31 protein-coding genes and 2 pseudogenes are annotated in these 25,943 nt (G+C 45.6%); 22 read left to right on the forward strand and 11 right to left on the reverse strand.

Annotated elements, in window-relative coordinates:
• Positions 1-4 precede the first annotated feature (4 nt).
• From ACHA8N_RS00465 to ACHA8N_RS00495, 7 genes are all read left to right on the forward strand, one after another.
• Positions 5-316 carry a DUF5592 family protein gene (locus tag ACHA8N_RS00465; protein ID WP_393964403.1) on the forward strand — a complete coding sequence of 104 codons (312 nt, stop codon included), beginning with the start codon at positions 5-7 and terminating at the stop codon, positions 314-316.
• A 4-nt stretch (positions 317-320) separates the two neighbouring features.
• Positions 321-956, forward strand: coding sequence for a hypothetical protein (locus ACHA8N_RS00470; RefSeq protein WP_393964404.1), 636 nt, complete (start codon positions 321-323; stop codon positions 954-956).
• A gap of 7 nt (positions 957-963) precedes the next feature.
• A complete protein-coding gene (locus ACHA8N_RS00475) occupies positions 964-2,907 on the forward strand; it encodes a VirB4 family type IV secretion system protein (RefSeq protein ID WP_393964405.1) in 1,944 nt (647 codons plus the stop codon).
• Positions 2,907-4,022: a lysozyme family protein gene (locus tag ACHA8N_RS00480; protein ID WP_393964406.1), complete on the forward strand. Its 1,116-nt coding sequence runs from the start codon at positions 2,907-2,909 to the stop codon at positions 4,020-4,022. The genes ACHA8N_RS00475 and ACHA8N_RS00480 overlap by 1 nt, the downstream gene beginning before the upstream one ends.
• Positions 4,023-4,095: 73 nt before the next feature.
• Positions 4,096-5,145: a serine hydrolase domain-containing protein gene (locus tag ACHA8N_RS00485; protein ID WP_393964407.1), complete on the forward strand. Its 1,050-nt coding sequence runs from the start codon at positions 4,096-4,098 to the stop codon at positions 5,143-5,145.
• 70 nt (positions 5,146-5,215) lie between these two features.
• Positions 5,216-5,794, forward strand: a complete 579-nt coding sequence (locus ACHA8N_RS00490) for a hypothetical protein (RefSeq protein ID WP_393964408.1) — start codon at positions 5,216-5,218, stop codon at positions 5,792-5,794.
• Complete coding sequence (locus ACHA8N_RS00495) at positions 5,795-6,634, forward strand: hypothetical protein (RefSeq protein ID WP_393964409.1); 840 nt, start codon at positions 5,795-5,797, stop codon at positions 6,632-6,634.
• Positions 6,635-7,085: 451 nt separating this feature from the next.
• On the opposite strand, the gene ACHA8N_RS00500 is transcribed toward ACHA8N_RS00495, so the two are convergent.
• Positions 7,086-7,223, reverse strand: a complete 138-nt coding sequence (locus ACHA8N_RS00500) for a hypothetical protein (RefSeq protein ID WP_393964410.1) — start codon at positions 7,221-7,223, stop codon at positions 7,086-7,088.
• 138 nt (positions 7,224-7,361) lie between these two features.
• Between ACHA8N_RS00500 and ACHA8N_RS00505 the strand changes: the two genes are divergently transcribed.
• The 3 genes from ACHA8N_RS00505 to tnpB all read left to right on the forward strand — a co-directional run bounded on the left by ACHA8N_RS00505 (position 7,362) and on the right by tnpB (position 10,096).
• Positions 7,362-7,613 (forward strand): hypothetical protein, encoded by a 252-nt coding sequence (locus tag ACHA8N_RS00505; RefSeq protein ID WP_393964411.1) that lies wholly within the window; start codon positions 7,362-7,364, stop codon positions 7,611-7,613.
• Positions 7,606-8,769, forward strand: a complete 1,164-nt coding sequence (mobP2, locus tag ACHA8N_RS00510) for a MobP2 family relaxase (protein ID WP_393964412.1) — start codon at positions 7,606-7,608, stop codon at positions 8,767-8,769. Before ACHA8N_RS00505 ends, mobP2 begins: the two co-directional genes overlap by 8 nt.
• Before the next feature lie 154 nt (positions 8,770-8,923).
• Entirely contained in the window at positions 8,924-10,096 is a 1,173-nt protein-coding gene (gene tnpB, locus ACHA8N_RS00515; protein ID WP_393964433.1) for an IS200/IS605 family element RNA-guided endonuclease TnpB, read from the forward strand.
• A gap of 71 nt (positions 10,097-10,167) precedes the next feature.
• Here the strand turns inward: tnpB and ACHA8N_RS00520 are convergent, their stop codons facing one another.
• The gene (locus ACHA8N_RS00520; RefSeq protein ID WP_393964413.1) at positions 10,168-10,632 is read right to left on the reverse strand and encodes an SRPBCC family protein; all 465 of its coding nucleotides are present in this window, start codon (positions 10,630-10,632) and stop codon (positions 10,168-10,170) included.
• Between the two features lie 109 nt (positions 10,633-10,741).
• Here ACHA8N_RS00520 and ACHA8N_RS00525 point away from each other — a divergent pair, with 109 nt between their 5' ends.
• From ACHA8N_RS00525 to ACHA8N_RS00550, 6 genes are all read left to right on the forward strand, one after another.
• Entirely contained in the window at positions 10,742-11,173 is a 432-nt protein-coding gene (locus ACHA8N_RS00525) for a hypothetical protein (RefSeq protein ID WP_393964414.1), read from the forward strand.
• A 198-nt stretch (positions 11,174-11,371) separates the two neighbouring features.
• Positions 11,372-11,977, forward strand: a complete 606-nt coding sequence (locus ACHA8N_RS00530) for a hypothetical protein (RefSeq protein ID WP_393964415.1) — start codon at positions 11,372-11,374, stop codon at positions 11,975-11,977.
• Positions 11,978-12,059: 82 nt separating this feature from the next.
• Positions 12,060-12,329 (forward strand): hypothetical protein, encoded by a 270-nt coding sequence (locus tag ACHA8N_RS00535; RefSeq protein ID WP_393964416.1) that lies wholly within the window; start codon positions 12,060-12,062, stop codon positions 12,327-12,329.
• A 5-nt stretch (positions 12,330-12,334) separates the two neighbouring features.
• Positions 12,335-13,798, forward strand: coding sequence for an ArdC-like ssDNA-binding domain-containing protein (locus ACHA8N_RS00540; protein WP_393964417.1), 1,464 nt, complete (start codon positions 12,335-12,337; stop codon positions 13,796-13,798).
• 181 nt (positions 13,799-13,979) lie between these two features.
• Positions 13,980-14,693: a hypothetical protein gene (locus tag ACHA8N_RS00545; RefSeq protein ID WP_393964418.1), complete on the forward strand. Its 714-nt coding sequence runs from the start codon at positions 13,980-13,982 to the stop codon at positions 14,691-14,693.
• Positions 14,694-14,783: 90 nt separating this feature from the next.
• Entirely contained in the window at positions 14,784-14,945 is a 162-nt protein-coding gene (locus ACHA8N_RS00550; protein ID WP_393964419.1) for a hypothetical protein, read from the forward strand.
• Positions 14,946-15,054: 109 nt separating this feature from the next.
• Here ACHA8N_RS00550 and ACHA8N_RS00555 read toward each other — a convergent pair whose 3' ends face one another.
• From ACHA8N_RS00555 to ACHA8N_RS00575, 5 genes are all read right to left on the reverse strand, one after another.
• A complete protein-coding gene (locus ACHA8N_RS00555; RefSeq protein ID WP_393964420.1) occupies positions 15,055-15,615 on the reverse strand; it encodes a DUF5067 domain-containing protein in 561 nt (186 codons plus the stop codon).
• A 22-nt stretch (positions 15,616-15,637) separates the two neighbouring features.
• Positions 15,638-15,862 (reverse strand): DUF3006 domain-containing protein, encoded by a 225-nt coding sequence (locus tag ACHA8N_RS00560; protein ID WP_393964421.1) that lies wholly within the window; start codon positions 15,860-15,862, stop codon positions 15,638-15,640.
• Positions 15,859-16,704: a ComEC/Rec2 family competence protein gene (locus ACHA8N_RS00565; protein WP_393964422.1), complete on the reverse strand. Its 846-nt coding sequence runs from the start codon at positions 16,702-16,704 to the stop codon at positions 15,859-15,861. Before ACHA8N_RS00565 ends, ACHA8N_RS00560 begins: the two co-directional genes overlap by 4 nt.
• A 140-nt stretch (positions 16,705-16,844) precedes the next feature.
• The gene (locus ACHA8N_RS00570; protein WP_393964423.1) at positions 16,845-17,039 is read right to left on the reverse strand and encodes a hypothetical protein; all 195 of its coding nucleotides are present in this window, start codon (positions 17,037-17,039) and stop codon (positions 16,845-16,847) included.
• 380 nt (positions 17,040-17,419) lie between these two features.
• On the reverse strand, positions 17,420-17,605 hold the full coding sequence (locus ACHA8N_RS00575; protein ID WP_393964424.1) for a hypothetical protein: 186 nt from the start codon (positions 17,603-17,605) through the stop codon (positions 17,420-17,422).
• Positions 17,606-17,790: 185 nt separating this feature from the next.
• On the opposite strand from ACHA8N_RS00575, the gene ACHA8N_RS00580 reads away from it, so the two are divergent.
• On the forward strand, positions 17,791-18,474 hold the full coding sequence (locus tag ACHA8N_RS00580) for a hypothetical protein (protein ID WP_393964425.1): 684 nt from the start codon (positions 17,791-17,793) through the stop codon (positions 18,472-18,474).
• A 21-nt stretch (positions 18,475-18,495) separates the two neighbouring features.
• Complete coding sequence (locus ACHA8N_RS00585; protein WP_393964426.1) at positions 18,496-19,365, forward strand: S8 family peptidase; 870 nt, start codon at positions 18,496-18,498, stop codon at positions 19,363-19,365.
• A gap of 36 nt (positions 19,366-19,401) precedes the next feature.
• Here the strand turns inward: ACHA8N_RS00585 and ACHA8N_RS00590 are convergent, their stop codons facing one another.
• Positions 19,402-19,554, reverse strand: a complete 153-nt coding sequence (locus ACHA8N_RS00590; protein ID WP_393964427.1) for a hypothetical protein — start codon at positions 19,552-19,554, stop codon at positions 19,402-19,404.
• A gap of 65 nt (positions 19,555-19,619) precedes the next feature.
• Here ACHA8N_RS00590 and ACHA8N_RS00595 point away from each other — a divergent pair.
• A pseudogene (locus tag ACHA8N_RS00595) lies at positions 19,620-20,357 on the forward strand (transposase); the annotation flags it as partial.
• Here the strand turns inward: ACHA8N_RS00595 and ACHA8N_RS00600 are convergent.
• Together ACHA8N_RS00600 and ACHA8N_RS00605 are read right to left on the reverse strand one after the other, a co-directional pair.
• Positions 20,349-20,495, reverse strand: a pseudogene (locus ACHA8N_RS00600) (MBL fold metallo-hydrolase); the annotation flags it as partial. The pseudogenes ACHA8N_RS00595 and ACHA8N_RS00600 sit on opposite strands and share 9 nt — an antisense overlap.
• 568 nt (positions 20,496-21,063) lie before the next feature.
• Positions 21,064-21,267 (reverse strand): hypothetical protein, encoded by a 204-nt coding sequence (locus ACHA8N_RS00605; protein WP_393964428.1) that lies wholly within the window; start codon positions 21,265-21,267, stop codon positions 21,064-21,066.
• 412 nt (positions 21,268-21,679) lie between these two features.
• Between ACHA8N_RS00605 and ACHA8N_RS00610 the strand changes: the two genes are divergently transcribed.
• The 3 genes from ACHA8N_RS00610 to ACHA8N_RS00620 are packed head-to-tail and all read left to right on the forward strand — an operon-like array spanning position 21,680 to position 24,372.
• Entirely contained in the window at positions 21,680-22,393 is a 714-nt protein-coding gene (locus ACHA8N_RS00610; RefSeq protein ID WP_393964429.1) for a hypothetical protein, read from the forward strand.
• A 4-nt stretch (positions 22,394-22,397) separates the two neighbouring features.
• A complete protein-coding gene (locus tag ACHA8N_RS00615) occupies positions 22,398-23,324 on the forward strand; it encodes an AAA family ATPase (protein ID WP_393964430.1) in 927 nt (308 codons plus the stop codon).
• Between the two features lie 4 nt (positions 23,325-23,328).
• Positions 23,329-24,372, forward strand: coding sequence for a DUF58 domain-containing protein (locus ACHA8N_RS00620; RefSeq protein ID WP_393964431.1), 1,044 nt, complete (start codon positions 23,329-23,331; stop codon positions 24,370-24,372).
• A 504-nt stretch (positions 24,373-24,876) separates the two neighbouring features.
• Here the strand turns inward: ACHA8N_RS00620 and ACHA8N_RS00625 are convergent.
• The gene (locus tag ACHA8N_RS00625; protein WP_393964434.1) at positions 24,877-25,323 is read right to left on the reverse strand and encodes a JAB domain-containing protein; all 447 of its coding nucleotides are present in this window, start codon (positions 25,321-25,323) and stop codon (positions 24,877-24,879) included.
• Positions 25,324-25,943: the final 620 nt, after the last annotated feature.

Below are 25,943 nucleotides of genomic sequence, written 5' to 3' on the forward strand. Positions count from 1 at the left end.
GAATATGCAACAGCGCCAATACCGGATTCCGAACGAAGTCACGACCGAACTGAAAATCAATAAGATGCTCTACCTCTATGATTTACTGTTTCTCGTCGCCTTGATCATCGTCCGGTTGATTGCCCTCCCGTTCATTCCGGACGTCTTACATCTTCCGTTCACGTTCTTCCTGGTCGGTTTCGGACTTTTCCTCGTCATCCGACCGACGACGAATCCAGAAAAGCGGATGGTCCACGTGCTCTATTACGCACTGATCAAGAAGCAAGACACGTATATCGCGTTGGCCGACTGGAATGAATCTTCGAAAGGAGCGTGATCAGATGAGTTTATCGGAAGATACACGATTGAAAACAAGTCCTACGAACGATATCACCTGGCTCGATGAGATGCAATTGACGACACCTCCAACGCGGAAGGAAAAGCGCGTCCGGATCCCACCATCCGTCGCCTCCATTTTGCCGATCATCGACTCCACAGCGCTCGATGTTTTCGAGATGCAGGACGGAACCTATTGCGACATCATTCAACTGACATCGAAGGATATTTACGGACTGTCCGAGACGGAGAAGGACCATGACATCTTCTCCCTCGCCTATCTCTTGCAGGCGTACATTCATCCGTTGAAAGTGATTCCACTCAATACGCCGCTCAATCTGGAGAAACAGAAACAACGCATCGAGCGACAACTACGGCAGAATCAGATTGCCGCCTATCGTCCGTTTCTCCAAAAGAAGAAACAGGAACTGATCTACCTCGAGGAGCATCGCACGAATCGCGATTACCTCCTCTTTTTTTATGCCCCGGATGAAGCGATGCTACGGGAGCGGAAGAATCAACTGACGAAACTGCTCCGACGCAGCAACCCGATGGTCGAACTGACGCTCGAACAAAAAATCCATGTCCTGTTCCAGTTGCACAATCCGAACACGAAACCGACACAGGACGGAAAGGAGTGATGGAGTCATGTGGCATACACGTTTTTTACGGAAACAGGATCCCGAGACGATCAAGCAACAGGACGGCTACAATCCGACGTTCGTCCAAGCCATCCAACCGCAAGGCGGACTCCGCTTCGAGCCGAACTATGTCCGGACCGGTGACGGTTATCTCGCCTGCCTCCATGTCTATAAGTATCAATCGACCGTCTACGACTTCTGGCTCGAGCCGATCCTCAACCTGCCCGGTGTCCTGACGACGCTCGACATCGGGACGGCGGACAAGCGAGAGATGATCCGGACGATCAACAAGTCGATGGCCGAGCAGAACACCCGCTTCGAGAACGCGAAAGATAACGTCGACCGGATCGATGCGCGCGAGACGTATAAGGAACTGAACGAACTCTACGAACAGATCACACAAGGCGAGACGATGAAGTACCTGCATCTCCGACTCTACGTCAAAGCGAAGACACTCGAAGAAATCGAACGCCAGGTACAGGACGTGATGGAGGAACTGGAGGCACGGAATTTCCGCGCAACCGTCTTCCTGAACGAACAAGAATGGGAATGGCAGAGCCTGTTCCTTAGCTACGAGCAACAGCAAAAACTGCCGAACCGTCGTCGGGGCAAAGAGATTCCATCACTGTCGATCGCGGGTGGTTATCCGTTTCATTTCACGTCGCTGCAAGATCCGACCGGGACCTACTACGGGACGACGGATACAAATGGTAGTGTCATCTTCGATCTGTTCCATAAAGACAAACAACGGAAATTTTATAACGCGTTGATGATCGGGAAGATGGGCTCCGGGAAATCGACATTACTCAAGAAGACGGTCCTCGATCAAGCGATCAAAGGCAATCACGTCCGGATTTTGGATGTGACGGGTGAATTTTCCGACCTCGTGCGTCAACTGGGCGGAAAAGAAATTGCACTAGATGGTTCCGCTGGTCGGATCAATCCGCTCCATGTCTATAAGACCGTGACGCACGCTGACGGCTCTGCGGACGAAGCACTATCGTTCATGCAACACCTGTCGAAGATTGCTGTCTTCTATCACTACATCAATCCGGCAGCCTCACAGGAAGAAGCGAACGAGTTCGAGATTCTGCTCCGTCAGCTCTATCTTGAGAAGGGACTCTGGAATGAGGACGGTGACGCCCCGATCACGACGCATCCAGCGAACGCCTATCCCGTTTTCTCCGATTTTTTGACGCTCGTTCGTTCAGAGTTATATGCCGATGCAGCACGGACATCGATTCGCGAGACCATCAGCACGAACCGTGTCAGACGGCTCGAGAACATCGAGCTCGCCATCACGAACCTTGTCCATAACTACGGCAACATCTTTGACGGACATTCCTCGATCGAGCGGTTCGATGAGGAAGCGATCGTCTCGTTCCCCTTACGCAATCTGACGAATCTGAAGGATGAGATTTTTCAGGCACAGGTCTTCAACCTGATGAACATGCTCTGGGATGGGATGATCCTCAACGGTGCCGGACAACTTCGTAGTTTCAACCAGGGTGAGCTGTTGATCGAGGATGCCTTCAAGTATCTGATCGTCATCGATGAGGCGCATCATCTGATCAACACGCGTGACATCGCGCAACCCGCGATTCTATACCTACAACAGTTCATGCGCGAAGCGCGGAAATACTTCGGCGGCATCTTCTTCGCCTCGCACTTGATCACGGACTTCGTCCCGACCGGTTCGAAGTCGGAGAACGCCGAGAACGTCAAGACACTGTTCCAGCTGACGCAGTATAAGTTCATCGGCGAGCAGGATGCCGAGAGCATCCCGACGATCCAGACCGTCTTCGACGGACAGTTGACCGAGAGTGAGACGCGGTTGATCCCTTCGCTCGAGACCGGACGCATCGTCCTTAGCATCTCCGGTGTGAAGACCTTGATCTTCGATGTCGATGTCTCGCCGGAGGAGCTGACCTTGTTCGGAGGTGGTGCCTGATGTGGAGTACGGTCCGGCAATCGGCACGCGTCGCCGTCCGGATGAAATGGCGACTCCTGACCTTGAAGTATCGTCTGATTGCACTGGGAATCGCGCTACTATTGTTGCTCCTGATCATCATCGTCGCAGGGATTCTCGATACGTTGATCGGAATCGAGAACAATCAGGCGACCGAGACACCGATCGCTTATTCGGATACCAGCCTGCAAGTCAGTGATGACGTCCTGCAATACCGGGGGGCCATCGCGCGCGAATTGAAAAAGGAACGGCTCGAGGGACAGACGAACATCGTGCTCGCCTTGATGATGCAGGAGAGCGGCGGACGCGGGAACGATCCGATGCAAGCAAGTGAATCGAAGTGTGGGCGGATTGGTTGCATCACTTCTCCGGATGAGAGCATCCGCTACGGCGTGAAACACTTTGCGTCGGTCTTCCGGCAAGCGAACGAGGACGTCAAGTTGACGCTCCAGAGTTACAATTTCGGGGGAGGCTTCATCGATTATGTACAGGAGAACGGTGGACGCTACACGAAGCAACTCGCAATCTCTTTTTCACAGATGATGTATCAACGCGAGAAGAAGAGTGGTATCTATCAGTGCCATCGTCCGAGCGCGATTGAGCACCAAGCCTGTTACGGTGACATCGAATATGTCGATGCCGTCCTCCGGTATCTGACGCCGACGGTACTGGCGGAAGGCAAGACGGGACCCATCAAAGGGAAACTCCATGCGCCCCTCGACATCCCGCTTCAGATGACGTCGGGATTCGGATCACGAATCGTTTTCGGAAAGACGGACGTTCATACGGGCATCGACTTCAGTTGTCACGATACCGATACCGTCCACGCCGTCCGCTCCGGTACCGTCACGTATAGCGGCTTACGCGGACCTTATGGGCAGCTCATCCAGATCAAACAAGGAGAATGGATCACCGCCTACGCCCACCTCTCCGCGCGCCAAGTAAAGACGGGTCAGAAAATCGAGGCGGGACAAGCGATCGGGATGTGCGGTTCGACCGGACGCTCGACGGGCAATCATCTGCACATCGAATTCAAGACGAGTGACTGGTCCGGGCACATCGACCCAGCTCCCTTGTTTCGTTCAAAGGTGATGTGAAAATGCCTACAGGAAGTATAACGAGAAAGGAGAACAAATATAGATATAGAGATTCTGAGAGGAGAAAACACATTTGCGACCAACCCATCGTCAGTTAGTAGACTATGTCAGCGACATCAAGCGACGAAATCATGCCAGTGCCGCAGCAGTAGTCGTCATTCAACAGGACAAACTCGTACACGAACACTATGAAGGTTTTCATTCTAATGATTCATCGAAGGCGATTGGCATGGATTCGATGTTCAACGTTGCTTCTGCTCGAAAAAGTTACCTGGCACTTGCAATCAGCTTCGCCTTGCACGAACGGAAGATAGACAGTCTCGATGACCCGATCGAGAAGTACCTGCGCTCCTATGATATCGAACCCTTCCGTGGGACGACAATCCGTCATCTCGTCACCCATTCACATGGTCTGATGGAACGAGCTGACGGAACGATTTCCCGTGAGTTTGATGTCGGCGAAGGATGGGCGTATCGCGGCATCAATGTCCGCATCATGATTGAACTCTTGCGATATCTTTATGGCTATGACTTCACACGTTTGCTGAAGGAAAGAGTCTTCGTCCCCTTAGGGATGACGCATACGGAATGGTCGACTGAGGCATCAGAATCGCTAGTCAAGGTTATCGATGATCCTGCTGAGGATGGGGATTTCAAACTGTATCCTCACGATGACGGCATGGGGTCCAATCTTCATACTACTGCTAGAGAACTTGCGGTATGGGGCAATCTCCACCTGAACATGGGACGCCACGACGGTATACAGATCATTCCTGAGGAAGTCATACGAATCTCCACTTCCGTTCAAAATCCCGGATACAACGAACGAATCTCACCTGCCAATGGACTGTTCTGGTATGTGCAGGATGGAGCGAGGGCGAACAGCGAAATCGGAGACCGTGTCCCTCGAGGATCGTATCAGATCCTAGGGAACACCGGACCCCTCCTACTCGTAGTCCCAGAAAGTCGTCTGGTCATCGTGAGGATGTACAACAAACTTTATAATTATGGTGGGAACGACTATCTCCACCATCTTCGAGCGTTCAGTAATATGGCATATGAGACCTTTGCGATTGACGCCTCTACGAACTTCGATAGATCATCTAATCAATCATCCAGATAACAGCCAACGAGCACATGACGAAATCCGTCACGTGCTTTTTCTTTTGTAACTGACGGAAGGAGTAATTTCGATGGATTGGAAATGGCATCACCTGACGTATCTATTCGGTGTGTTACTCTCGATTTCTCTCATGGCGAATGTCTCCATCCTCGTCTCTTCATCGAATACGTCGAAAGCTGTGGACGAACGCATTACGGAAGAATCAACCCGACAACAGAATCTTCACTCTAATCCTAGTGATACGAAACAGACATCAAAAAGCATGGATCCAGAAACCGAGAGACGTTCGAAAGATGAATCTGTTAATGCTGCGACTCGCTTCATAACATTCGCTTTCACATGGGAGGATGGAACCTACCCGACGCGCAAACGGCAGGCTAATCTCTACATGTCATCACAACTCGAACGGACCTTGTTCGCAAGTAGCGGAAGCGATGGTAAGTTTACTGCCGCTGTCTCTGACATCGAAGTCTTTCCGAGTTGGGACGACCCAGAGCTTTGCCTCGTCCGCTTCGAACGGACGTTGACGATCGATTCAAACGACTATGAAGAGACATCCGATGAGTTGGTTGAACTGACGTTTACACATCAAGACGGACGCTACATCGTCAATCAGATGAAGAGCCTCAAGACGTCAGGAGGTGTCTAAATGAGTACAAAAAAACGTAAGACGTTGACCCGTGACTGGTCGCGCCTGTATCTCGGAACAAGTATGTTCTTCTTGATCGGTTTTCTCTTTTTCGGTTTCTCTTCCCTCTTCTTTGCCGAGGAACAACCAATCAACGCGACGCCAATCGGTGAAGAAAAACGATTGACCAATGGACAGACCGTCACGCTCCTCGACTGGTCGTACGATGAAGAGCAGACCCGGATGCGCGTCCGTCTGCTGTTCGACCAACCACAAGACTATGCGACAAAACTTGTTGCTCGCATCGCTTACAAGGAACGACCGACGGATGAGCAGCGCGTCCGAGTCGTCTATCACCAGGACGAGCACTACGTCTTCGAAATCGAAGATGTACCACGCGACTTTGATCAGCTAGCACTCCGTTTGTATGTGATTGAACCACAACAGTCGCTCGAGAAACTGGATGCTGTAAAGCGAGAAGATATGCTGGTCGAATCACTCTATATGGATCAGCGTCGTGTCTCAATCAAGTCACTTCCTCTTCAAAAAGCGGACGATTATGCGCAACTTTTTCTCACTGACGAACACGCACAAAGTCAAAAACAGATTGAAAAAATCAAACGTGAACAGATAGAACAAGCTTCTCTCATCCAACAGATCGAACAGGACATCGAGTCGAAACAAGCTACGTTACCCGACCTGACACTCGATGAACAAGTCGAGCGCGAGGATGAAATCTTCAATCTGAAGCAGGACAAAGAAGAAGCACTTCTACGACAAACCGAACTGAAAAAACAACTCGGCCAAGAAGAAAAACGACAAGATCAGATGCGCATTAAGGCACGTGAACTGAAATGGTAAGGTGGCACACAGCGTGCCAGAATGTCGTTTTTAGTGGCACAGGGTGTGACCTTTTCGCGATTTTGATGATATCAGGGAAACACTAGGCTCCGCCTAGGCTAGAACGCTCCGTGATAGCAGTTTCCCCTTATGCTCTTTTTCACAGTTTTAGATCCATCTCTGTTTCTATGGTCTCTAAGTTTTTGGTTGGAGACAACTCATTTTTTCTGTTTGATTGAATAAAAAAACGAGCATCGCAGCTCGTTGAATTCGTTCCATGATTATTTTTTTAACGTCTCAAATACTTTAAACATGACATAAAACGAACCGAAGCTACATGCTAATCCGAACAAAGCGAGTGCCCAAACCGTCATCCTCAATTCCCCCTTTCATTCTTATACATGATTCGGGAAAGCGAGGTTTCAACAAATGGAAAATTTTATTAATTCACTCTCATCTGATCTTTATTCGATTAATGAACGTCCCTCATATTTGGTGAATCAGATTCACGTGTGCGTGTTCTAGAATACATGTTTTTCAGGAATTCGACGATCAAGGAGACGCTCACGGCTTCTCCAAGTGCGTAACTTTGTTCGATGATCGACTGCATGTTGTTCCCTCCATTCCTCGTCTGAGTGGTATCAATTTTCTCACTTGTAATGACAGGAGGAACAGCTGAATTGTTCGGAAAGCATTTCATTTTTTTAGAAAGCCGAGACTTACTTTCATGATGGAAGGAGGAAGACAGATGAATCTCTTGATTCGCGATATCGACCCCGTCCTCGTCAGACAACTCGACGAACGAGCAGAGAAACAGAGGTGTTCCCGACAAGAATTGTTGAAAGGTTTACTGACTACCTGGTGCGCGGACGGCATCCAGTCGACACAGGTTGCACGCCTCGAACGACAACTCGAAGCAAATACTCTGCACCTGAAGCGTAGCGCAACAGAACTCGAACAATTGACCAAATTCTTCCGTGAGGTGATGCAGGATGACTAAGGTTCCCGGTGTCATCATCAAGTCGAAGTTTAAACTACCTCAAGCAACCCGACGTGCTCGTCGCTATACGACGTACCTCCGTTACATCGATCGACCGGAGACGAAAGCACGGTCGCAACAGTTTGAGAACTACCACGATTATATGGAGGATGAACTGAAATCGAGTGGTCTGTTCACGGCGACGCAAGACCGATTGAACGCGACCGAACGAGAGCAATTACGCGAGGTCTTTCGACGAGCTCAGGAAAACGGTAGCATCCTGTGGCAGGACGTGATTTCATTCGACGAGACATGGCTACAGGAAGTCGGTGTCAAAGAGAATCGCTACATCGATGAACAACGTTTGATGCAAGCGACACGAAACGCGACCGCGCTGATGACCGAAAAGGAACAGATGTTGCACGCGACATGGACCGCGGCCATCCATTACAACACGGATAACATCCATGTCCATATCGCGACAGTTGAGACAAGTCATCCACGCGAACGCGGTAAACGAAAACCGAAAACGATTGAGAAGATGAAGGCACAAGTCGTCCATACGCTTGCCGACCGGACTCGTGAACAAGAGAAACTGAATGCCTTCATCCGTGACGAAGCACTGGCACACAAACGAAATCGTTCGACGACGTCCGCTTCGAATCGAATCTTTCATCCGGAACTCGTTCGGCAGTACAAAACAATCCAAAAACAATTACCGGATGACAAGCGACAGTGGTACTACAACATGAGCGGCATGAAAGAATTACGTCCTTCACTCAATCGACTGACCGACACGTATCTTGCAACCTACTTCAAGAAAGAGCACACCGAGTTCAAGCAACGGCTCGATACCGAGGTCGCGTTCTACGAAAGGAGTTACGGATCGGCATCCCAAGCGTCCTCTTATCGAAAGACGAAGGAACATGATCTCTACAAGCAGATGGGAAACGCCATCCTGTCCGAGATGCGTGAGTCTTCAACATCACCTCAGAAGGTTACGAAAACATCTTCTGTCCCATCACCCGAACAACGAATCCAGTCGGCGTTTCGACGTGAACGAATCATGCAAGAGACGCTTTATCGGATCGAACGGCACATGAATAATGAATGGGAGCATATGCAGAATCAAAAAGCCTTTGAACGACTTCAATGGGAAATGGAGTACGATCGGTAAAAGAAAAAGTCACCCTTTCGACAAAAGGATGACGGACAACAATTTTTTATCAAAAATTAGGCGAGAATACGCCCACTTCTAAACGAAGTGAAAGTGGGAGATGAATCGCCAGCCTGCCTGTCGGGTATATTCCCTTTGAAGGAGGTGAAAAATGGTGTTGAAGCACAAGGCCTACAAATTCAGAATCTACCCCACAAAAGAGCAGGAAATTCTGATTGCGAAGACGATCGGGTGTTCGCGTTTCATCTTCAACCACTTCTTGGCGAAGTGGGATGAAATGTACAAGACCACTGGAAAAGGACTGTCCTACGGTTCTTGTTCCAAAGAAATTCCTATATTGAAGCAGGAGTTCGACTGGTTGAAGGAAGTCGATAGTACATCTGTTCAGATCAGCGTCAAACATCTTGCTGATGCGTTTGACCGCTTCTTCAAGAAGCAGAACGAACGCCCTCGATTCAAGTCCAAGCGCAATCCCGTCCAATCTTATAAAACGAACATTCAGGGCAAGTCCCAACTTCCTGAAGTTTCAATCGTAAGCAATAAACTCAAACTTCCGAAGCTGAAATGGGTTCGTTTCGCCCATTCGAGACACATCACAGGCCGTATCTTGAACGCCACGATTCGACGCAACGCTTCAGGAAAATATTTCGTCTCCCTGCTCGTCGAGCAGGAGATCAACGAACGGCCGAAGACCGGTTCATCCGTCGGCGTCGACGTCGGACTCAAGAACTTCGCCATCCTGTCGGACGGCACGGTGTACAAGAACGACCGTTACTTCCGTTCGCTTGAGAAGAAACTGGTGCGCGAACAGCGTAAGCTCTCCCGCCGTCAGCTCATCGCATTGAACAAGAAAGTGAAGCTTTCCGAGTCGAAGAATTATCAGAAGCAAAAGCGGAAGGTCGCCCGTATCCACGAGAAGATCGCCAACAAGCGCACCGACTTCCTGCACAAGATATCGACCGAGATCGTCCAAAACCACGACGTCATCGGGATCGAGACCTTGCAGGTGAAGAACATGCAGAAGAATCGCAAGTTAAGCAAGGCCATCTCGGAAGTCAGCTGGTCGGAGTTCTTCCGTATGCTCGAATATAAGGCGGACTGGTACGGGAAGATCGTCGTGAAGGTCGGCAAGACCTTTGCTTCGAGCCAACTGTGCTCCAGTTGCGGACATCAACACAAAGACGTGAAACATCTAGGCTTGCGTGAATGGACATGCCCGAATTGCGGGATCCATCACGACCGGGATGTGAACGCAGGACTGAATCTTAAAAAAGAAGCCGAACGTATCTTAGCTTCTTCAACCGTCGGGACGAAGGGGTTAGCCTGATCAGGTTTCGACCGTTAGGTCGGATCACTCAGGAATCCTTCACCTCTAAGCGAAGCGTAGGTGGAGGTAGTTCAACGATGATTCATTTGGATTGAATAGTCAATTAAACGACGGAATTCTTCCTTGTACATTCGGTTCAATCTTGATTTAGAAAGTTTGTAAAGAATAGCATAAGCCCACTTCGGTGTCTCCACTAAGAAATCGATTTGTAACTCTGTTCGATTCTGTTTTGATTGCAAATGGTATTGACCAATCATCGTTCCCATGTCGTTCGCAGTTCTGACATCAATGAAGGACGGTGCCTCGATTTTCTCGACCCAAGCATCAGCAGAATACCTTTTCCCACGATGCTCTTGGATAACTTGAAGTTTCTGACCAGCGTATAAGTATTGCAATGGTTCTCCTTCTGCGTAGATATGATCCTTAGTCATATTGCTCCAGCTAAGAATATGTTCATTCTTCGTCAGGTAATCGTATACCTCTTCAATGGAGGCATCAATCACTTGAACAGATTTGTAAAAATGAATTTTTGACATGTTTGTACCTCGCCTTAACTAATTTATATGTTAATCATACCATTCGAACGGAGTCCTGTTTCTTTGGCAGTCGTTTTTACAATTGATGATTATAGAAAGGAGAATACAGATGGAGGAAACAAAGCAAGTCCGGATCCGGCTGAGTGCCGTGACTGCAGAATTTTTAGAGGAGTATCGTGAGAGGGAACGGCTGTCCGGGATTGGTCCGGCAATCGATCACATCATCCGTGACTATCAGGAGATGATCAAGAAGCAATGGGATTTGAACTATATCAGTCGTTCCGTCTCAAAACAGATTGAACAAGAATTGACATCGTTCTGGGAGGAACAGATCACGAAAAGTCTCTCTCCATTACGGAAGAGCGTCCACCAGACGGACCTCCAGACACAAGTATTGATCGAACTGGTACAAGCCTTGATGCAGACGGAGAGCATCGAGGACATCATCCCTACGACAGAATACCGCCCTTCGTTTCTTGAGACGGCAGAGACAGCCGTAAAACAAAAGATTTCCACTAGAAAGCAACATGCATCCTCTTGATTTCTTTATTTATTCAGCACCAAATTCTATATATGTAAGTACGTCATAACTGAAATCAAATTAAGTTGGTTAAATATACAAAACAGGATGATGATTAAAATAAATAAAATAGACACTAAACCTATTGGGATAGTCATTTTCAAATGCTAACTTAATTAAGCAATGCATTGCTATTTCTATTCTAAAAGGAGATTTTCTATGAATTTCATCAAACCTGCTTTAGCAGTAGTCGTTACTTCTGCACTTACTTTTTCTCTGGTCCATGATGTAGGAGCGAAATCAACAGAATCATCACAGCACCAAAAAAATGTTTACTATAAGCAGTATGCAGTGGCAATCAATCAAGTGAATGAAAAGTATCCTGATGCCGATTTAGAGCTTGCGTCCAAAAAGCAGTTCAAAAAAGAATATTGGGTTTCACCGGTCCAATTTAAAAAAGTAGCATTGAAGCGTGTCAATAACGAGTTCCCTGAAAAAAATAATGATTCAAATAAAATGGCTACCTTCTCTAAAACCAAAACGAAGTCATTCAAGGCAAAAGCTGTAAGTGCTTCCATTGCAATCACAGGTGAATTCGAGACGGATACTCGAGGAAAACGTCAAGTATTCACTGGCGTCCTCTCATTGACTTCAAAATCGTCCTCTAAAGGGACGTGGAAACAAACAGGTTATTCAACGGACTTAATCGATGCGCTGACGACCTATGATATTTCGGTAGGTGGTAAGTATACAGAAGGTGGCATCACTACCTCTCATATCATTCCCGTCCAATTCCACTGTGAAGTAGGTGGAGATGTCATCTAATGACAAATATTAAGTTTTTCGAAAGGACTCATGCGATGATGCATGAGTCCTTTTCAGTCATTTTGAAAGGGTGATACACATCATGCAAAATTTCAATCTAGTCCTTCTGCTAGAGATTCAATCCAGCCATATAAAAGTTCGCCATGAGAATGGAACATCTAAGGTTTCCATTTCGTCGACTGAACAGGCGTTACTTGAAGTCTTGCAGGAGGAGCCGTCTTTGTTGCTTCCTGTGTCACGTGATGGTCGTCATCTACTGCTGGAGCAACTCATCACTGATCCGATTATCCTACAAGAACTGGAAGATTTCGAAGGTGCTGCTGATTCGCCCGTTTCGTCGGAAGGAGCGTGAGACTCGTGGGATATAAGAAGAAAACACGTGAGGATTATCAGAAGGAAGTACAAGCCTTGACCGACAAGATGGAGACGCAGCTCGCCTCTCACTTCGTCAGTCAGGAGAGCATCAAGGAACATCTCGACTTCATGAGCCGGTTCCATCGCTACTCGACTCGGAACATGCTATTGATCGAGGAACAGTTCCAAGGTGCGCGTGCCGTCGGTTCCTATGCGTACTGGGAGAAGCAGGGCGTCCAGGTCCAAAAAGGAGAGAAAGGTATCAAGATTTTTGTGCCCTCCCCTGTCACCTTCATCAAACGAGATACGGATTGGGTGGCATGGAAGGACGCGACGAAGACGGAGCAAAAACGTGCGAAGGAAGGTGCGCTTCCGACGCGGAAAGCGATGTACTATAAAATCGGACATGTCTTCGAGTACACGCAGACCGATGCCCGGGAGAAAGGTCTAAAAGTCTCCGAGCTGTTTGCTTCGTATCATCGGAGCGGTTCGATCCGTGAAGCAGAATCGTTTCGTCGTGCGTTGAACAGGATTGCTGAGACACAAGACGTGACGTTATTCGATCAGCCGATTCATGAACTAGGGACCGCGAAGGGGTGCTTCTATCCGGAGCTGAACGCGATTGCCCTGAATCCGCGGAACTCGGACATCGAGAACGTCACCGTCATGATCCATGAACTCGCGCATGCGAATCTGCATAACACAGAACGAAACGAAGAGCGCGGAATCGAGTTGAATCCGCACGAGAAGGAGTTCCAGGCGGAGATGGTCGCCTACACGGTTGCAGCTCATTTTGATTTTCCGACGGATGAGTTTTCGTTATCGTATCTCGCCAATTGGACACAAGGGAGAGACCTACGTGACAAAGAAGACCTGTTGCACGAAGTCCATCAGACATCCGGTCATTTCATCCGGGAGATTCATCGTTCAATCGAGCAGGAGCAAGTCCTTGAACGAGAAGCATCACCTCTCAAGATGATTGAACATATCGAGAACGTGGCACACATCACGGATCAGGGAATGCCCTTAGCCGAACGACTCGAGCGGATCATGCAACACACACCGGAAGACGTCGGAGCTTACCTGACGAATATCGCCAAGCAGGACACGCAGCAGGATCTCTCGACGTTCGATGATCCAATGATGCTCGTCCATGGCACGACAGACTTCTTCGAACCGTTCGCGAAAGCCAACGACCGCGACTTCGACGAACATGAGACGATTGCCTATACGTTGGTCATTCCTGGTGAAGAACCCATCAGTCAGCACTTCCGGGGTCTTGAGGAAGCCAGTAGCCCGTTACATCATATCCTGAAGACAGAGGTCGTCAGCAAAGAGACAGAGCAGGTACTGGAGAAAGCGTGGTATGACGAGATGATTTCGACCGAAGATTGCGATTTGGAAAAGGTAAGGCAAATCGTAAGTCGGCAACTCCATATTCCATCGAAAGACTTTCATACAAGATGAAAGAGCATAAAAGAAATCACATCCTCATGAAATGTGTAGAGTTAGGTATTTTAAACCTGACTCTTTTATTTAATCGTATAGTCTGAAATATGGTAAATTTATCTACCAAAAATTGTCCTCCTCTTCTAACAGTGCGATATACTTTAAAATAGCCTTTAGTCACTTGAAGGGAGTACCTCAAATGGAAACTGAAAAAAGTGGAAAAATTGAATATAAAATCTTTTATGATCGAGATATTATTCATTTGATGAATCTATTACTTGCGACAAAAAAAGAATTAAATCATGAAAAAACTGAATTGTCTTACAACATTCAATATAAAGATGGAACGATTGATAGTGGATTTGATCAAGCTGTAATAAATCAGAATAGACCGATACAATCGGTATTATTGAGTCTTACTAACGAAAATCCCGGTGTATCCATCATCATTGATATCAATACGAACAATACGAGAGACAACAATATCTATTTTGTAAAGAGTGAGGACTGTGACTGGGTGAATGAAAAATCATTACAAATCCAAAGAGTCATTGCAGCCACTTCGAATCAAAATTATTATCTTTCTCACCCGTCATGGAAGATACGTATTCGAATCATCTCAAGCATACTCGTTTCTAGTTTTATTGGCTTACTTTTGGAGGGCTTGCTTTTAGAGGCATATGCGGCTGAAGTTCATTTATTCGTATTGCTCCTTGTGATTATCTATATGACGATTTCTCAGATAGACCAATTTTTAGAAGAAGAATTAGAAAGTTTATACCCTATAGTCGATTTCGATGCTTCAATAAAACCTCAAAATAAAAAAAAGAAAAAACTCTTTTTATTAAAATTCCTTGTCATCTATTTTATTCTTTACTGGTTTTATACATTCTTTCTGCAACAAATGATGTAACAGTTACAAATAGAATGTCTGAGACAGATACTACGATATAATACAATTGAAGGAAAGCATCACAACACACCAACAAATGGAGGAACAACCATGAATAACAATCAAGCAGTTGCTTACGCCGTCATTGCCCTGGAGCAACTCGGCTATACAATCGAGCAGATTGAAAAAGTTCAAGCCAGCATGCTATCTGAGATGGACTGGTCGGATGAAGAAACAGCAGAAAAGAAAGCAGCTACTATCTTAAAGGGATAAAATAAAACAGCAACATCGCTTTAAAAAAAGAAGCGATTTTGCTGTTTTTGCTTACTTGAAATATTTCTGCTGTAAACTTCATTCAACGTGATTCTTTTTATTCATCTGCTTATTTCAATTCAATCTTTTTTTCACCTAATTCTTTTCCCGCCATTCCTTGAGTCGCTTTCAATGTGACGACCGCTTGTGGATCATCGATGTCGTAAGCCATGACTCCCTTCGCGGTACCTCCTGGTTTGATGTCATCAAGCTGATGTTCTAAATAAGAGGCATACTTCTCTTCTTGTGGTGTCATGCCTACCTCTAACTTATTGATCGTATCGGTTCCTTCTTGTGTCGCTTCGAAACAGGCAATCCAAGTGGTCATTCCATTCAATGGTTCCTTACTGTCATTTGTCGTCTCATATGTGAAGACGAGCTGCGGCTTCTCCCGGAAATACTCCTTACTGGGTTCAAGCACTTCTGTCGAGAGGATCTTGATGGTCGCCATGTCGATTTTCAGAGTATCATCCTTGAAATAAACATCCTCTTTTTTCGTTTCCGCTACCTCGACCTTTTCGGTCGGATTTGCCGCCTTCTTAGGTGTATCTTGTGCTGCTTCTTCTGTCCCACATCCGACAAGTGATAATCCCAACCCGACGATGACGACCGCTTTTCCTAACTTATTCATATCATTCAGCTCATTTCTTTTTTTAGTCTTCCCACAGTTCTTCCATCAACCCGTCGATTTCGTCCGACAGTCGCTGTCGTTCGCGGTCATCCTTCTCGATATGACCGTATTCATCGATCCAGATGACATCGCCGGATTCCACCGTCATGGGAAAGCGAGAAATCAGGATGTCCCGCATTCCATCTTCGAACTCGACGACGACCCACTTTCCTTCAATGCGATCGATGATCCCTTTACGCTTACTCATTTTGACTTCTTGATCGTGTAGGACGATCCGTTCCCTTCAAAGACGATTGTCCCATTCTTATCCGTCTGTAGCATCGTCGCCTTCGCGCGCTTCAGGTTCGTCACGACTTCGTTCGTCGGATGTCCGTAAGCATTCTTGCCGACACTAATAACGGCATACTTCGGTTTGACGTATTTGAGGAACGTCGCGCTCGTCGATGTCTTTGCCCCATGATGCCCGACCTTCAGGACGTCCGCGCGCAACGTCTTCTTCTTCGCAATCATGTCTTGCTCCGATTTCAGTTCCGCGTCTCCTGTGAACAGGAACGTGTTCTTCTTATAAGCGACATGTAGGACAGCACTCCAGTTGTTCAAATCACTGTTCGCATAATCCTTGACCGGTCCGACGAACTGTGACTTGACCCCTTTAACAGGAAGCGAGACACCAGCCTTCGCTGTCTTGATCGTCAGCTTTTCGCGTTTAACGGCCAGCAAGAAGTCTTTATAAGCTTGCGTCGTGTGTTTGACCTTCGGAGCATAGACACTCTTGACCTTGAATGAGTCGAGGACCTCATCGAGTCCACCGATATGATCCGCATCCGGATGCGTCGAGATCAGCATCTCGATGTCACCAACCTTCTGCTTCTTCAGATAGGCGACGAGTGCATCGCCTTTCCCTTTGTTCCCACCATCCATGACGATATCCTCACCACTCGGCATCTTGATGTAGATCGCATCACCTTGTCCAACATCGATGTAATGGACCTTGATTTTCGGAGTCGCGGCCTCCGCACTCTGTAACGGTCCTACCAATAAGCCCACGCTTGCGAGTACCAGGCTGGCGCCCATCCATTTTCTCTTCATCTTGCATCGCTCCATTTCTGATTTGTAAGTTATCTTCAGTATAACGTGAATACCAGGAGAATAATGGGTATATTTCCCACCTATCATTTTTTCTTGATAGGTCGCATCTTTTAACGAGAAACATATAAAAAAACAGACCTTTAACGGGCCTGTTCCAAATAGTGTTGCTGAATAAAAGCGAGCAGGACATCGACATCAACGAACCAGGTCACATGCTCGATCGAACCATCTACTTCTCGCACGAATCGAAGCTGAGCATCGATCAATGTCACCTTATCTGATATCTGTTTTCCCTTCGCTTGCTCCATGATCTCAAACATCTCAATTATACTCATGTACTCCACCCCTAACCGTTTTGTTAAGCACAGCATAGAATGATTCAAGAAGCTGTACGAATTACCTTACATAAGATAAGCGAAGTGATATGTAAAATAACCGAGTCGTTACGAAACAATGCACGATTGATTTTTCACGCATAAAAAAAGAAACGACTTTTTTCAACATCGTTTCTGCCATAAAAAAATCATTCTTACTATGCACATCGAATCAATAGAGATAAAGGAGTATACCTACTATCAGAATGAGCGGAACCAAAAGCACTTTATCTGTCTGCCTCAAGAAGTTCTTCTTTATTTGTAAATAAGAACTCGATCAATAAAAAAAGTTCTCCTCAATTTTAGTAGTCAAGGAGAACTTTACTCTGGAAAGATTAAAGTTATTTATAGCTATTATTTGTTTTTCTTTTATGATTTTTCCAGTAAAAATAGGAAACTAAACCATAAGCAACTACATAGAGTACGATTAGCGTTTGCTTTAAAGTGTATGATAAATCCATTTGGTTTAGAAGTAAAAAACTTGCAAGTAACAAAATAAAAAGTGATCCTGCTAATTTTTTAGTCATAACATTACCCCCCTATAAATCTAATTACTTTAACCTTATTTCAGGCTATCATATTTAATCAAATTCTGCAAATATGGTATTTTATTTCTATTTTAATATTTATTTTTTACAATTTAGGGTTTATTTTTTTACATTTATAGTATATTATTTCACCGTAAGCAAAAAAAACTTTATGAGGTGTTAACATGAAAACAAAATTATTTGCAGGTGCTTTAGCTACAACATATGTATTCGCTGGCTTTTCTTCTACAGCTTTCGGTGAAGAAAACTCAACTAATCCTGAAAAATTGACTAATGATTTGCAGTCAGTAGTTGAAAATATGGATAAAGAGATTGTTATTAATAATAATGGTGTAAAATACAATACGGATTCCTTAGTGGAAGATATTAGCGATGAAGAGTTAGATTCTATTAACTCACTAGCTAAAGCTCAAGGGCTAGATGTTGTGTATACAAAAGAATCATTTATTAATGAAATGGTCGCTGGTCTCAAAAAAGTTGATCAGCAAATTGAAGATGGTGAGCTTGAAGTATTAAGTGACGGAACTATGATTGAAAGTGAAGATGATAATTTTTATTTGCAGGGTGGTTCTACATATACAACAACACATTACTGGGGTAAAAAATTCTATAAGAGTACGGCAGCTACAAAAGCTTGGGCTTATAAAGCAAGTCAATTAGCTGTAGGTCATGCAGTTGGTGGAGCTGCGATTGGAGCTCTATCTCTTGGAGCTGGATTTATTGTTGGTGGTATTATGACAGGATGGTATTCATTATTTGCTAACAGCCTAAATTATCATAATGGCAAGCGTGGTACCGTTTCAGATATCACATGGGCAATGGTCTATAAAGTTCGTGCTCAAAAATAATCTTTCGAGGTGAAATGCATTTTGAATTTTAGAAAAAACAAATTAACTGCCACTTTAATTTCAATTATTGTGGTAGTTTCTCTTTTCATTCTATATAATTTTACTTTTGGTAACGATGACATCATAGAATCTTGGGAACAAGATTCTATGCAGTATAAAGAACTGCATAAAATTACAAAAGGAAACAGTCAAAAAATTGCCTTGATTGATAGTGGTATTTCAAAAGATCAATTAAGTGATAAAGTAAAAAATTTGAATTTTGTTAAAGGTGAAAGTAATTATGATTTAAATGGACATGGAACAATGATGCTAAGCTTAATTAAAGGAACTAAGAATAATCCTGGAATTTGCCCAGATTGTTCAATATTATCAATTAAAGTTATGAATAAAGAAGAATCAATAAATCCAAAGTTAGTATCTCGTGCTATTGAAACAGCAATTAAAGAAAAAGCTACAGTAATAAATTTTAGTTTAGGATCATACCATAAAAATGATTTAGTTGAGAAAAGTGTTAACAAAGCTCTCTCTCGTAATATTTCCGTAATTGCATCTTCAGGAGATTACGGAACGAAAGAATTAATGTTCCCAGCGAATATGGATAAAGTAATATCAGTTGGAGCAATTGATAGAGACAACAAAATTTGGGATCAATCAAATGCGAGTAAAGAAGTAGATATAAATGCTCCAGGAGTAAATGTTACAGTTAGTGCTTTAGATAAGACAGAATTCTTATCGAGTGGTACATCACAGTCAACAGCTTTGATTTCTGGCTACGTAGCACTCTACAAAAGTATAAATCCAAATACTTCAATTGATGAGTTAAAAACTACACTACAAAAGATAAACAAAAATGAGCAATCTTATGTTCAACTTTTGAAACAAAAAAGTTGAGTTTTTATGAACTGATATATGTCTAATTGACATATATCAGTTCATACTGAAGACAAAGTAGCGGTTTTTCTCTTTATCGAGAAGAATCGCTTTTTTGTTCGCTTCGAATCGTTTTCCTGTGACAAGCATCGCTTCGCTGCTGGGTCGCTCCTGCTTGTTTTTCCCTAGGAAGCGATTTCGAGCGAACAAACGCTTTTTCTTTCACGCTTCCGGGTATAAAACTAACATAGATATTCGAAAGAGGAGGAATCATTATGATGGGAAAAAGAGATCAACATCATCGTTCTGAGAACATCACCATCACATTGGAACAATTGGTCCCGCAGGACCATCTCGTTCGAAAAGTGGATCCGGTCATGGACTTTGAATTCGTCTATCCTTTAGTAGAGAAACTATATTGTGAAAATAACGGAAGACCTAGTATCGATCCTGTTTTATTGATTAAGATGGCGCTTCTCCAATACCTATTTGGTATTCCATCAATGCGTCGGACCATCAAGGAGATTGAGACGAACGTCGCGTATCGGTGGTTCCTCGGAATCGGATTGGATGAGAAAGTGCCGCACTTCTCTACTTTCGGAAAAAATTACGTCCGTCGGTTTCAAGACACGGATGTGTTCGAAACCATCTTTTATCGTATCCTCTCGCAAGGTGTCGAAGCCGGTTTCGTGGACCCTTCGGTCCTATTCATGGATTCCACACACATCAAGACGAACGCAAATAAACGGAAGTTCAAGAAGAAAAAGATCGTCCGTCGCGCTATCCAACAATATAAAGAAGAACTCGCCCAAGAAATCAACGAGGATTGGGTACTGCATGGAAAAAAGCCCTTCGCCCCCAAGGAGAGCCGTCTTGAAACACGTGAGATCAAGGAAAGTACGACAGATCCCGAGAGTGGTTACTACGTGAAGGGGGAACGTGAACGACTATTCGCTTATTCTTGCCATACAGCCTGTGATCGAAATGGCTTCGTACTTGGACTGATCCTCACCACTCGGCATCTTGATGTAAATCGCATCACCTTGTCCGACATCGATATAGTGGACCTTGATTTTCGGCGTTGCGGCCTCCGCGCTCTGTAACGGTCCTACCAATAAGCCCACACTTACGAGCGCCAGGCTGGCGCCCATCCATTTTCTCTTCATCTTGCATCACTCCATTTCTGATTTGTAAGTTATCTTCAGTATACCTTGAATACCAGGAGAATAATGGGTATATTTCCCACCTGTCATTTTTTCTTGATAGGTCAGCCGATATGTATATCGATACACAAAAAAACAGACCTCAACGGGTCTGCTTATTAAAGTGTGTCTGCATGAAGTCCGTTAATCGATCGATATCGATGAACCACGTCACGTGCTCGATCGAACCGTCTACTTCTCGCACGAATCGAAGCTGGGCATCAAATTAATGTCATCTTATCCAGCTTCTCCTCCCTCCGTCCTTTGTTTTGATCAATCATTTCAAACATCTCCAGCACGCTCACATACTCCACTCCTCACTGTTTTCTTGATCACAGCATAGGACTAATCGAGAGTGTTTACGAATTACCTTAAATAAGATAAGCGAGATGTTATGCGCGATAACCAAGTTGTTACGAAGCGACATACGATGGCTTTTCCGCGCATAACAAAGAAACGACTTTTTCTAACATCGTTTCTGACATGAAAATAAGCATGATTCCTCTCGCACATTGAATCAATAGAGATAAATGAGTACACCTATGATCAGAATGAGCGGAACCAACAGTACTTTACCTGTCCGGCTCAAAAAGTTCTTCTTTTCTTTTGCAAACAAGAAATCGATCAGTAAGAAAAGTCCGAATGCAATCGGGACGATGTAGAGTAGATTGACATTCGTAAGTGCTGCACCTAATACATTGGTCAAACCATTAAAAATCATATGTACTACCTCTGTCTCTAGACGATCTGGTATGAGATGCGTCATTCATTAATGAAACGATCATCACGATTTCGTGCACGTATAAGACACTTTCATTTTAGTACGCCATTTATCTCACTCAATAATGGCTTGTTCATTTCTTATTCTAGAAACATACAATTTTTTCGATGAAATAAAAAGTAAAAAAATAACTTCATACGATTATTTTTTCTTTTTTATTCCATTTAAATTCCAATAGTCATATAATGAAGGTATATTTTTTGAATATTGCATCTTTTTCCGTTCTATTTGAATTTTAAAAAAATCTTACGTTGATAGTCTAATAATAAAGAATATGCACTTCATTATCAGACCATTTTTCTCAGTATTTTTGTATAGTAAGCAATTAATCTCATACTAGAAGGAGGTATCTATGAAAAAGAACAAACTTTATCTTTTGATTCTATCGGTGCTGACTGTCGTACTTATTTTCAAATTCTCCTCGATTTATGTGTATACGAACTACATAAAAGAACCCGAAAAGAAATATGACACGTTTGGATTCTTCGAACGAAAATCGAACGGCGTACCCGTCAAGCGCCCTGAAGGGGATGGCTATGAATTAAGAAGTTCCAATCAGAAGGATGGATCCGGCGGAACAGCACAAGCAAATACGAATAAACCGCTTAGCAGTCTTTCAGGCGCATATGATGGCATGCTGTCAGCCACAAAATCTGGATTGATTCCAGCACTCATCCTTCTACTTGGAATTTCGATTTTCTTCTACCGTCGTCGTAGTCGAAAGAACACTCAACAATCGACTCAAATCTTTGATGAAGTGATGAATGATCTATCCGTCCATCAATCGAATGAATCCGGTCAACCTGGAACTCCCCTTTCCAACTCGACATTCGGATCTGAGACACAGCTACGGCAGATGATGCGCGCCTTCAATGATGCACTCTCGTCAAAACAGAAGCGACAACATCAGGAGAGCCTGACTGAATGGTTCGAGCGTATCCAATTCATATCGTCGAGTCGAATCATCTATGATGCCCACCGTTATGGGAGTCTGGCTAAGGAGGACATAACTCGAACTGAAGTCGAGCAGTTAGAACGCGACATGAAAACATTCTTAGGAGGTTGAATCCATGCATATTCAAGAACTTATCAAAGAAATCAATACAATCTATCTCGGGAAGCCAGAGGTAGTAGAACTCTGCTTCACATCCTTACTCGCGGATGGTCACATCCTACTCGAGGACGTCCCTGGTACCGGGAAGACGATGCTCGCGAAGACGATCGCTGACAGCTTCCATGGTGACTTCTCTCGGATTCAGTTCACGGCAGACCTCCTTCCCTCCGATATCATCGGGACGGACTTCTTCAACCTGAAGACACAAGAATTCGAAAATAAACAAGGACCAATTTTCTCGAACATCGTGCTGATCGATGAAATCAACCGGGCGGTACCGCGTACCCAATCTGCCCTCCTAGAGGCGATGGAGGAACGTCAGGTCACGATTGGTGGCGCGACCTACAGACTGCCGCAACCGTTCTTCGTAATCGCGACCCAGAACCCGATTGAATCTTCAGGGACATTCCCACTTCCGGATGCTCAACTTGACCGATTCATGATGTGTTTGAACATGGGCTATCCGGAAAAGCATTTCGAGGTGCAGCTGCTCGAAGAGATTATGACCAACATGCGTCACGAGATCGGGATTTCCATCTCTTATGATGAATTACTGGCACAAAAGGAAGCTATATCATCAGTCCTGTTATCACGAGACCTCTTGCACTACATCGTCGACTTAGCAGACGCTACGCGATCGCATCGTCACGTCGAGACAGGTGTCAGTCCGCGGGCGACGATTGCCTTAGCGAAGGCAGCTCGTAGTCTTGCCTACCTGAGAAATCGTGATTATGTCATCCCAGAGGATATCAAGCACTTAGCACCACATGTCCTCTCGCATCGCCTGACCTTATCCATCGAAGGCGAAATCAAGACGACGAAGCGAGACATTCTACTCGAAATCTTGAATCAAGTCGCCGTACCCGTTGAAGTAGGGATGTGATCAGGTGCGGACAACTTCCGACATTCCGTTCTATCTCGAGCCGAAACTGATTCCTGTACACCTGACGTTCATTCTCGTTTTTCTATTCTTCCCGTATGTCTATTGGCTTTCTTTCCTGTTCACCCTACTCTTGACGTTATCCATCTATGTCGAGTGGTACAGAAGGAAGCTTCAATCGCATCTAGACGTGTCCTTCGAGCAAGAAGACAGCATCTTATTCAAGGATGAACGAAGTCACCTATTCATGTCCATCGACAATGCACAGCTCATCAATGAGATGAATGGCACGATTCAACTTCGCCTTCCTTACAGCGACTCTTACGCCGTCACTCATCCATCCGAGAAAGGATCAATCATCGAACTAAAAGAACTACCCGAGCGACTCGAATTCACCATCATCGGTAAGAAACGCGGCCCTGTTGCGATGGACGAACTTGCTCTTTTAATCCGTCTCCCATTACGTATGGGCAATACGGTCGTGTCCATTGATTCATCGCTTAGCTGGACGGTCTATCCTGCAATCGAATCACAACAGACTGGCAAAATCCGTACGCTCTTTAATCTAGGTGACCGTGCAACGAATCACTCACCGATCAAGGATCGCTCTCAACAGGTTTCTTCTCATCCCTACACGATTGAACCATCACGTCAGATTGATTGGTTTGCGACCGCTAAGCGCGGTAGTCTTCAGGCGAAAATCTATCAGCCGAGTGCTCAGGATACGTTCACGCTCTTCCTCGACCTCTCTGCAGTAAATGGTCCCGGCCTGAATCATCGATTCGAGGACTTGATTGCACAGACGGCACTCGTCAGTCGGATGCTCATCGCCGAAGGCGGTAAGATCGAACTGTTCATCAATAAAATCGATGGCAATGGCAAGGTCACCCATCTCAAGATACAGGAAGGTGCCAAGCAACTGAAGAAGATTTTGTATCTACTCTCGCAACTCTCAGATCGGGATGTCTATGTCCCACCTGCGCGATATAAAACCTATGTGCAGCGGTTCAAGAATAAACAGAGTCAGTTCGTCACAATCTCAGTCTCATGATTTTAGTCTCGGTTCGCTCCGTGCCCTCCGTTGCAAGGAACAGGAACGTAGAGATGCCTCGCGCAAGCGATGTGCAGCTCTCGTTATCGGTCCGGCAGGAGGGCAGCGGTGCGATGAGGATGTTGCTGCGTGCAGCCTACAGCCTCACGCATGAGCCCGAAAATTCTCCTTGTGTTGTACATCCAGTAGAAAGAGCATCACTACCTATCTACAGGAGAATCAATTCACTTCAATCAGCTATCTCTCCTCGAACCTTCATACACTCCACTACTTGTCTCACTACTGTATCTTCCATAACACCCTTCTACATAGAAGAGACCAAATGTACTTTCTCACCCGCAGTGGATCCGTCCACTGCGGGTCTTTCAATGCACTTGGATTCGGGACGAATCCATTCCTTACTCGCTTGCGCTCTCTCAAAAGAAAAACGTCGTCGTTTTTCGTCCATGCCCTCGCGCGCAGACAGGACAGAGGTTTCCAGTCCGTCTACGCTCTATCATCTCTTTACAGCACACCTTGTGCTTTCAGGCTGACGTATTCTTCTCCGGCACCGACGATAATGTGGTCAAGGAGCTGAATACCGACGATACGACCGACCTCGACGAGCCGTTCGGTCACTTCGATGTCTTCCCGTGATGGATGCGGGTCACCGCTCGGGTGCTGATGACTGACGATGAGCGATGTCGCATTGTTTAGGATGGCGGACTTGAAGATTTCTCTGGGATGGACGACGCTTGAGTTGATACTTCCGACGTGTGCCCGATGGACGGCGATGACGCGGTTCTTCGTATTGAGCAGGATGACGAGGAACACCTCGCGGTCATCGTCCTGGATGAAGCGTTTGGCGACACAGAACGCGTCCTCGGGTGACGTGATGTGCGTCGTCTCGAGTGCGTCGTCCGGTTCACGGACCTCTTGGCGGATTCGAGTGATTTCAACGAGTGTGGTCAGTTTCATGGGAAAGCTCCTTTCGCGAGTGGGATGCAGTCCGACACGGTGCCGTCCTGTTGACGGGAACGCAGCGAGCGTCGCGAGACGGCGCAAGGGTGACCGCAGGGAAAGATCAAAAAAAGCGAACAGCGCACCGGGACGAAGGCTTCCGGAGCCCGCGAGCGAAAAGCTTTGCTTTGAGCCAAAACGCGGAGGAAGACGAGGAACGGCAGCGGCTTTTTTTGATGGCCCTTGCGCCGACGAGGAGCGAGCTAGGGTACGGAAACAGGACGGCTTGCGGTCCCTTTCCATCAGACAGAGCGGTACCGCTCTGTTCCATGCTTTTAAAGGATCATTTATCGCATCAGCTATTCCAAATAGGGCGCCTAAAATGGATTCTCCATTCCTCGTCGATTTCCCGAAAGAACGGAAGATCACGAATGGATATAATCCATGCTTACTCTTCAGTACGCTGGAAAGAGATTTATACTATCGAGGGTCTCTGGAATGCCGACATGCATGCGAAGAATAACGTCGAGCCCGAGTAGTTTGTGAGCGAACCGCTCCGAACATTTGAAATATCTGATCTTGCTACTGACACAAAGTAATGTATGAAAAAAGAGACGGATCCCAGTTTTTAG

The sequence above is a fragment of the Exiguobacterium sp. S22-S28 genome (assembly GCF_043359615.1).
GTDB lineage: Bacteria > Bacillota > Bacilli > Exiguobacteriales > Exiguobacteriaceae > Exiguobacterium_A.

Bases quoted from the DNA above. Each gene is read 5' to 3' on its own strand.
- ACHA8N_RS00465 (WP_393964403.1), top strand. From the start codon at position 5: ATGCAACAGCGCCAATACCGGATTCCGAACGAAGTCACGACCGAACTG.
- ACHA8N_RS00470 (WP_393964404.1), top strand. From the start codon at position 321: ATGAGTTTATCGGAAGATACACGATTGAAAACAAGTCCTACGAACGAT.
- ACHA8N_RS00475 (WP_393964405.1), top strand. From the start codon at position 964: ATGTGGCATACACGTTTTTTACGGAAACAGGATCCCGAGACGATCAAG.
- ACHA8N_RS00480 (WP_393964406.1), top strand. From the start codon at position 2,907: ATGTGGAGTACGGTCCGGCAATCGGCACGCGTCGCCGTCCGGATGAAA.
- ACHA8N_RS00490 (WP_393964408.1), top strand. From the start codon at position 5,216: ATGGATTGGAAATGGCATCACCTGACGTATCTATTCGGTGTGTTACTC.
- ACHA8N_RS00495 (WP_393964409.1), top strand. From the start codon at position 5,795: ATGAGTACAAAAAAACGTAAGACGTTGACCCGTGACTGGTCGCGCCTG.
- ACHA8N_RS00500 (WP_393964410.1), bottom strand. From the start codon at position 7,223: ATGCAGTCGATCATCGAACAAAGTTACGCACTTGGAGAAGCCGTGAGC.
- ACHA8N_RS00505 (WP_393964411.1), top strand. From the start codon at position 7,362: ATGAATCTCTTGATTCGCGATATCGACCCCGTCCTCGTCAGACAACTC.
- mobP2 (WP_393964412.1), top strand. From the start codon at position 7,606: ATGACTAAGGTTCCCGGTGTCATCATCAAGTCGAAGTTTAAACTACCT.
- ACHA8N_RS00520 (WP_393964413.1), bottom strand. From the start codon at position 10,632: ATGTCAAAAATTCATTTTTACAAATCTGTTCAAGTGATTGATGCCTCC.
- ACHA8N_RS00525 (WP_393964414.1), top strand. From the start codon at position 10,742: ATGGAGGAAACAAAGCAAGTCCGGATCCGGCTGAGTGCCGTGACTGCA.
- ACHA8N_RS00530 (WP_393964415.1), top strand. From the start codon at position 11,372: ATGAATTTCATCAAACCTGCTTTAGCAGTAGTCGTTACTTCTGCACTT.
- ACHA8N_RS00535 (WP_393964416.1), top strand. From the start codon at position 12,060: ATGCAAAATTTCAATCTAGTCCTTCTGCTAGAGATTCAATCCAGCCAT.
- ACHA8N_RS00545 (WP_393964418.1), top strand. From the start codon at position 13,980: ATGGAAACTGAAAAAAGTGGAAAAATTGAATATAAAATCTTTTATGAT.
- ACHA8N_RS00550 (WP_393964419.1), top strand. From the start codon at position 14,784: ATGAATAACAATCAAGCAGTTGCTTACGCCGTCATTGCCCTGGAGCAA.
- ACHA8N_RS00555 (WP_393964420.1), bottom strand. From the start codon at position 15,615: ATGAATAAGTTAGGAAAAGCGGTCGTCATCGTCGGGTTGGGATTATCA.
- ACHA8N_RS00560 (WP_393964421.1), bottom strand. From the start codon at position 15,862: ATGAGTAAGCGTAAAGGGATCATCGATCGCATTGAAGGAAAGTGGGTC.
- ACHA8N_RS00565 (WP_393964422.1), bottom strand. From the start codon at position 16,704: ATGAAGAGAAAATGGATGGGCGCCAGCCTGGTACTCGCAAGCGTGGGC.
- ACHA8N_RS00570 (WP_393964423.1), bottom strand. From the start codon at position 17,039: ATGAGTATAATTGAGATGTTTGAGATCATGGAGCAAGCGAAGGGAAAA.
- ACHA8N_RS00575 (WP_393964424.1), bottom strand. From the start codon at position 17,605: ATGACTAAAAAATTAGCAGGATCACTTTTTATTTTGTTACTTGCAAGT.
- ACHA8N_RS00580 (WP_393964425.1), top strand. From the start codon at position 17,791: ATGAAAACAAAATTATTTGCAGGTGCTTTAGCTACAACATATGTATTC.
- ACHA8N_RS00605 (WP_393964428.1), bottom strand. From the start codon at position 21,267: ATGATTTTTAATGGTTTGACCAATGTATTAGGTGCAGCACTTACGAAT.
- ACHA8N_RS00610 (WP_393964429.1), top strand. From the start codon at position 21,680: ATGAAAAAGAACAAACTTTATCTTTTGATTCTATCGGTGCTGACTGTC.
- ACHA8N_RS00615 (WP_393964430.1), top strand. From the start codon at position 22,398: ATGCATATTCAAGAACTTATCAAAGAAATCAATACAATCTATCTCGGG.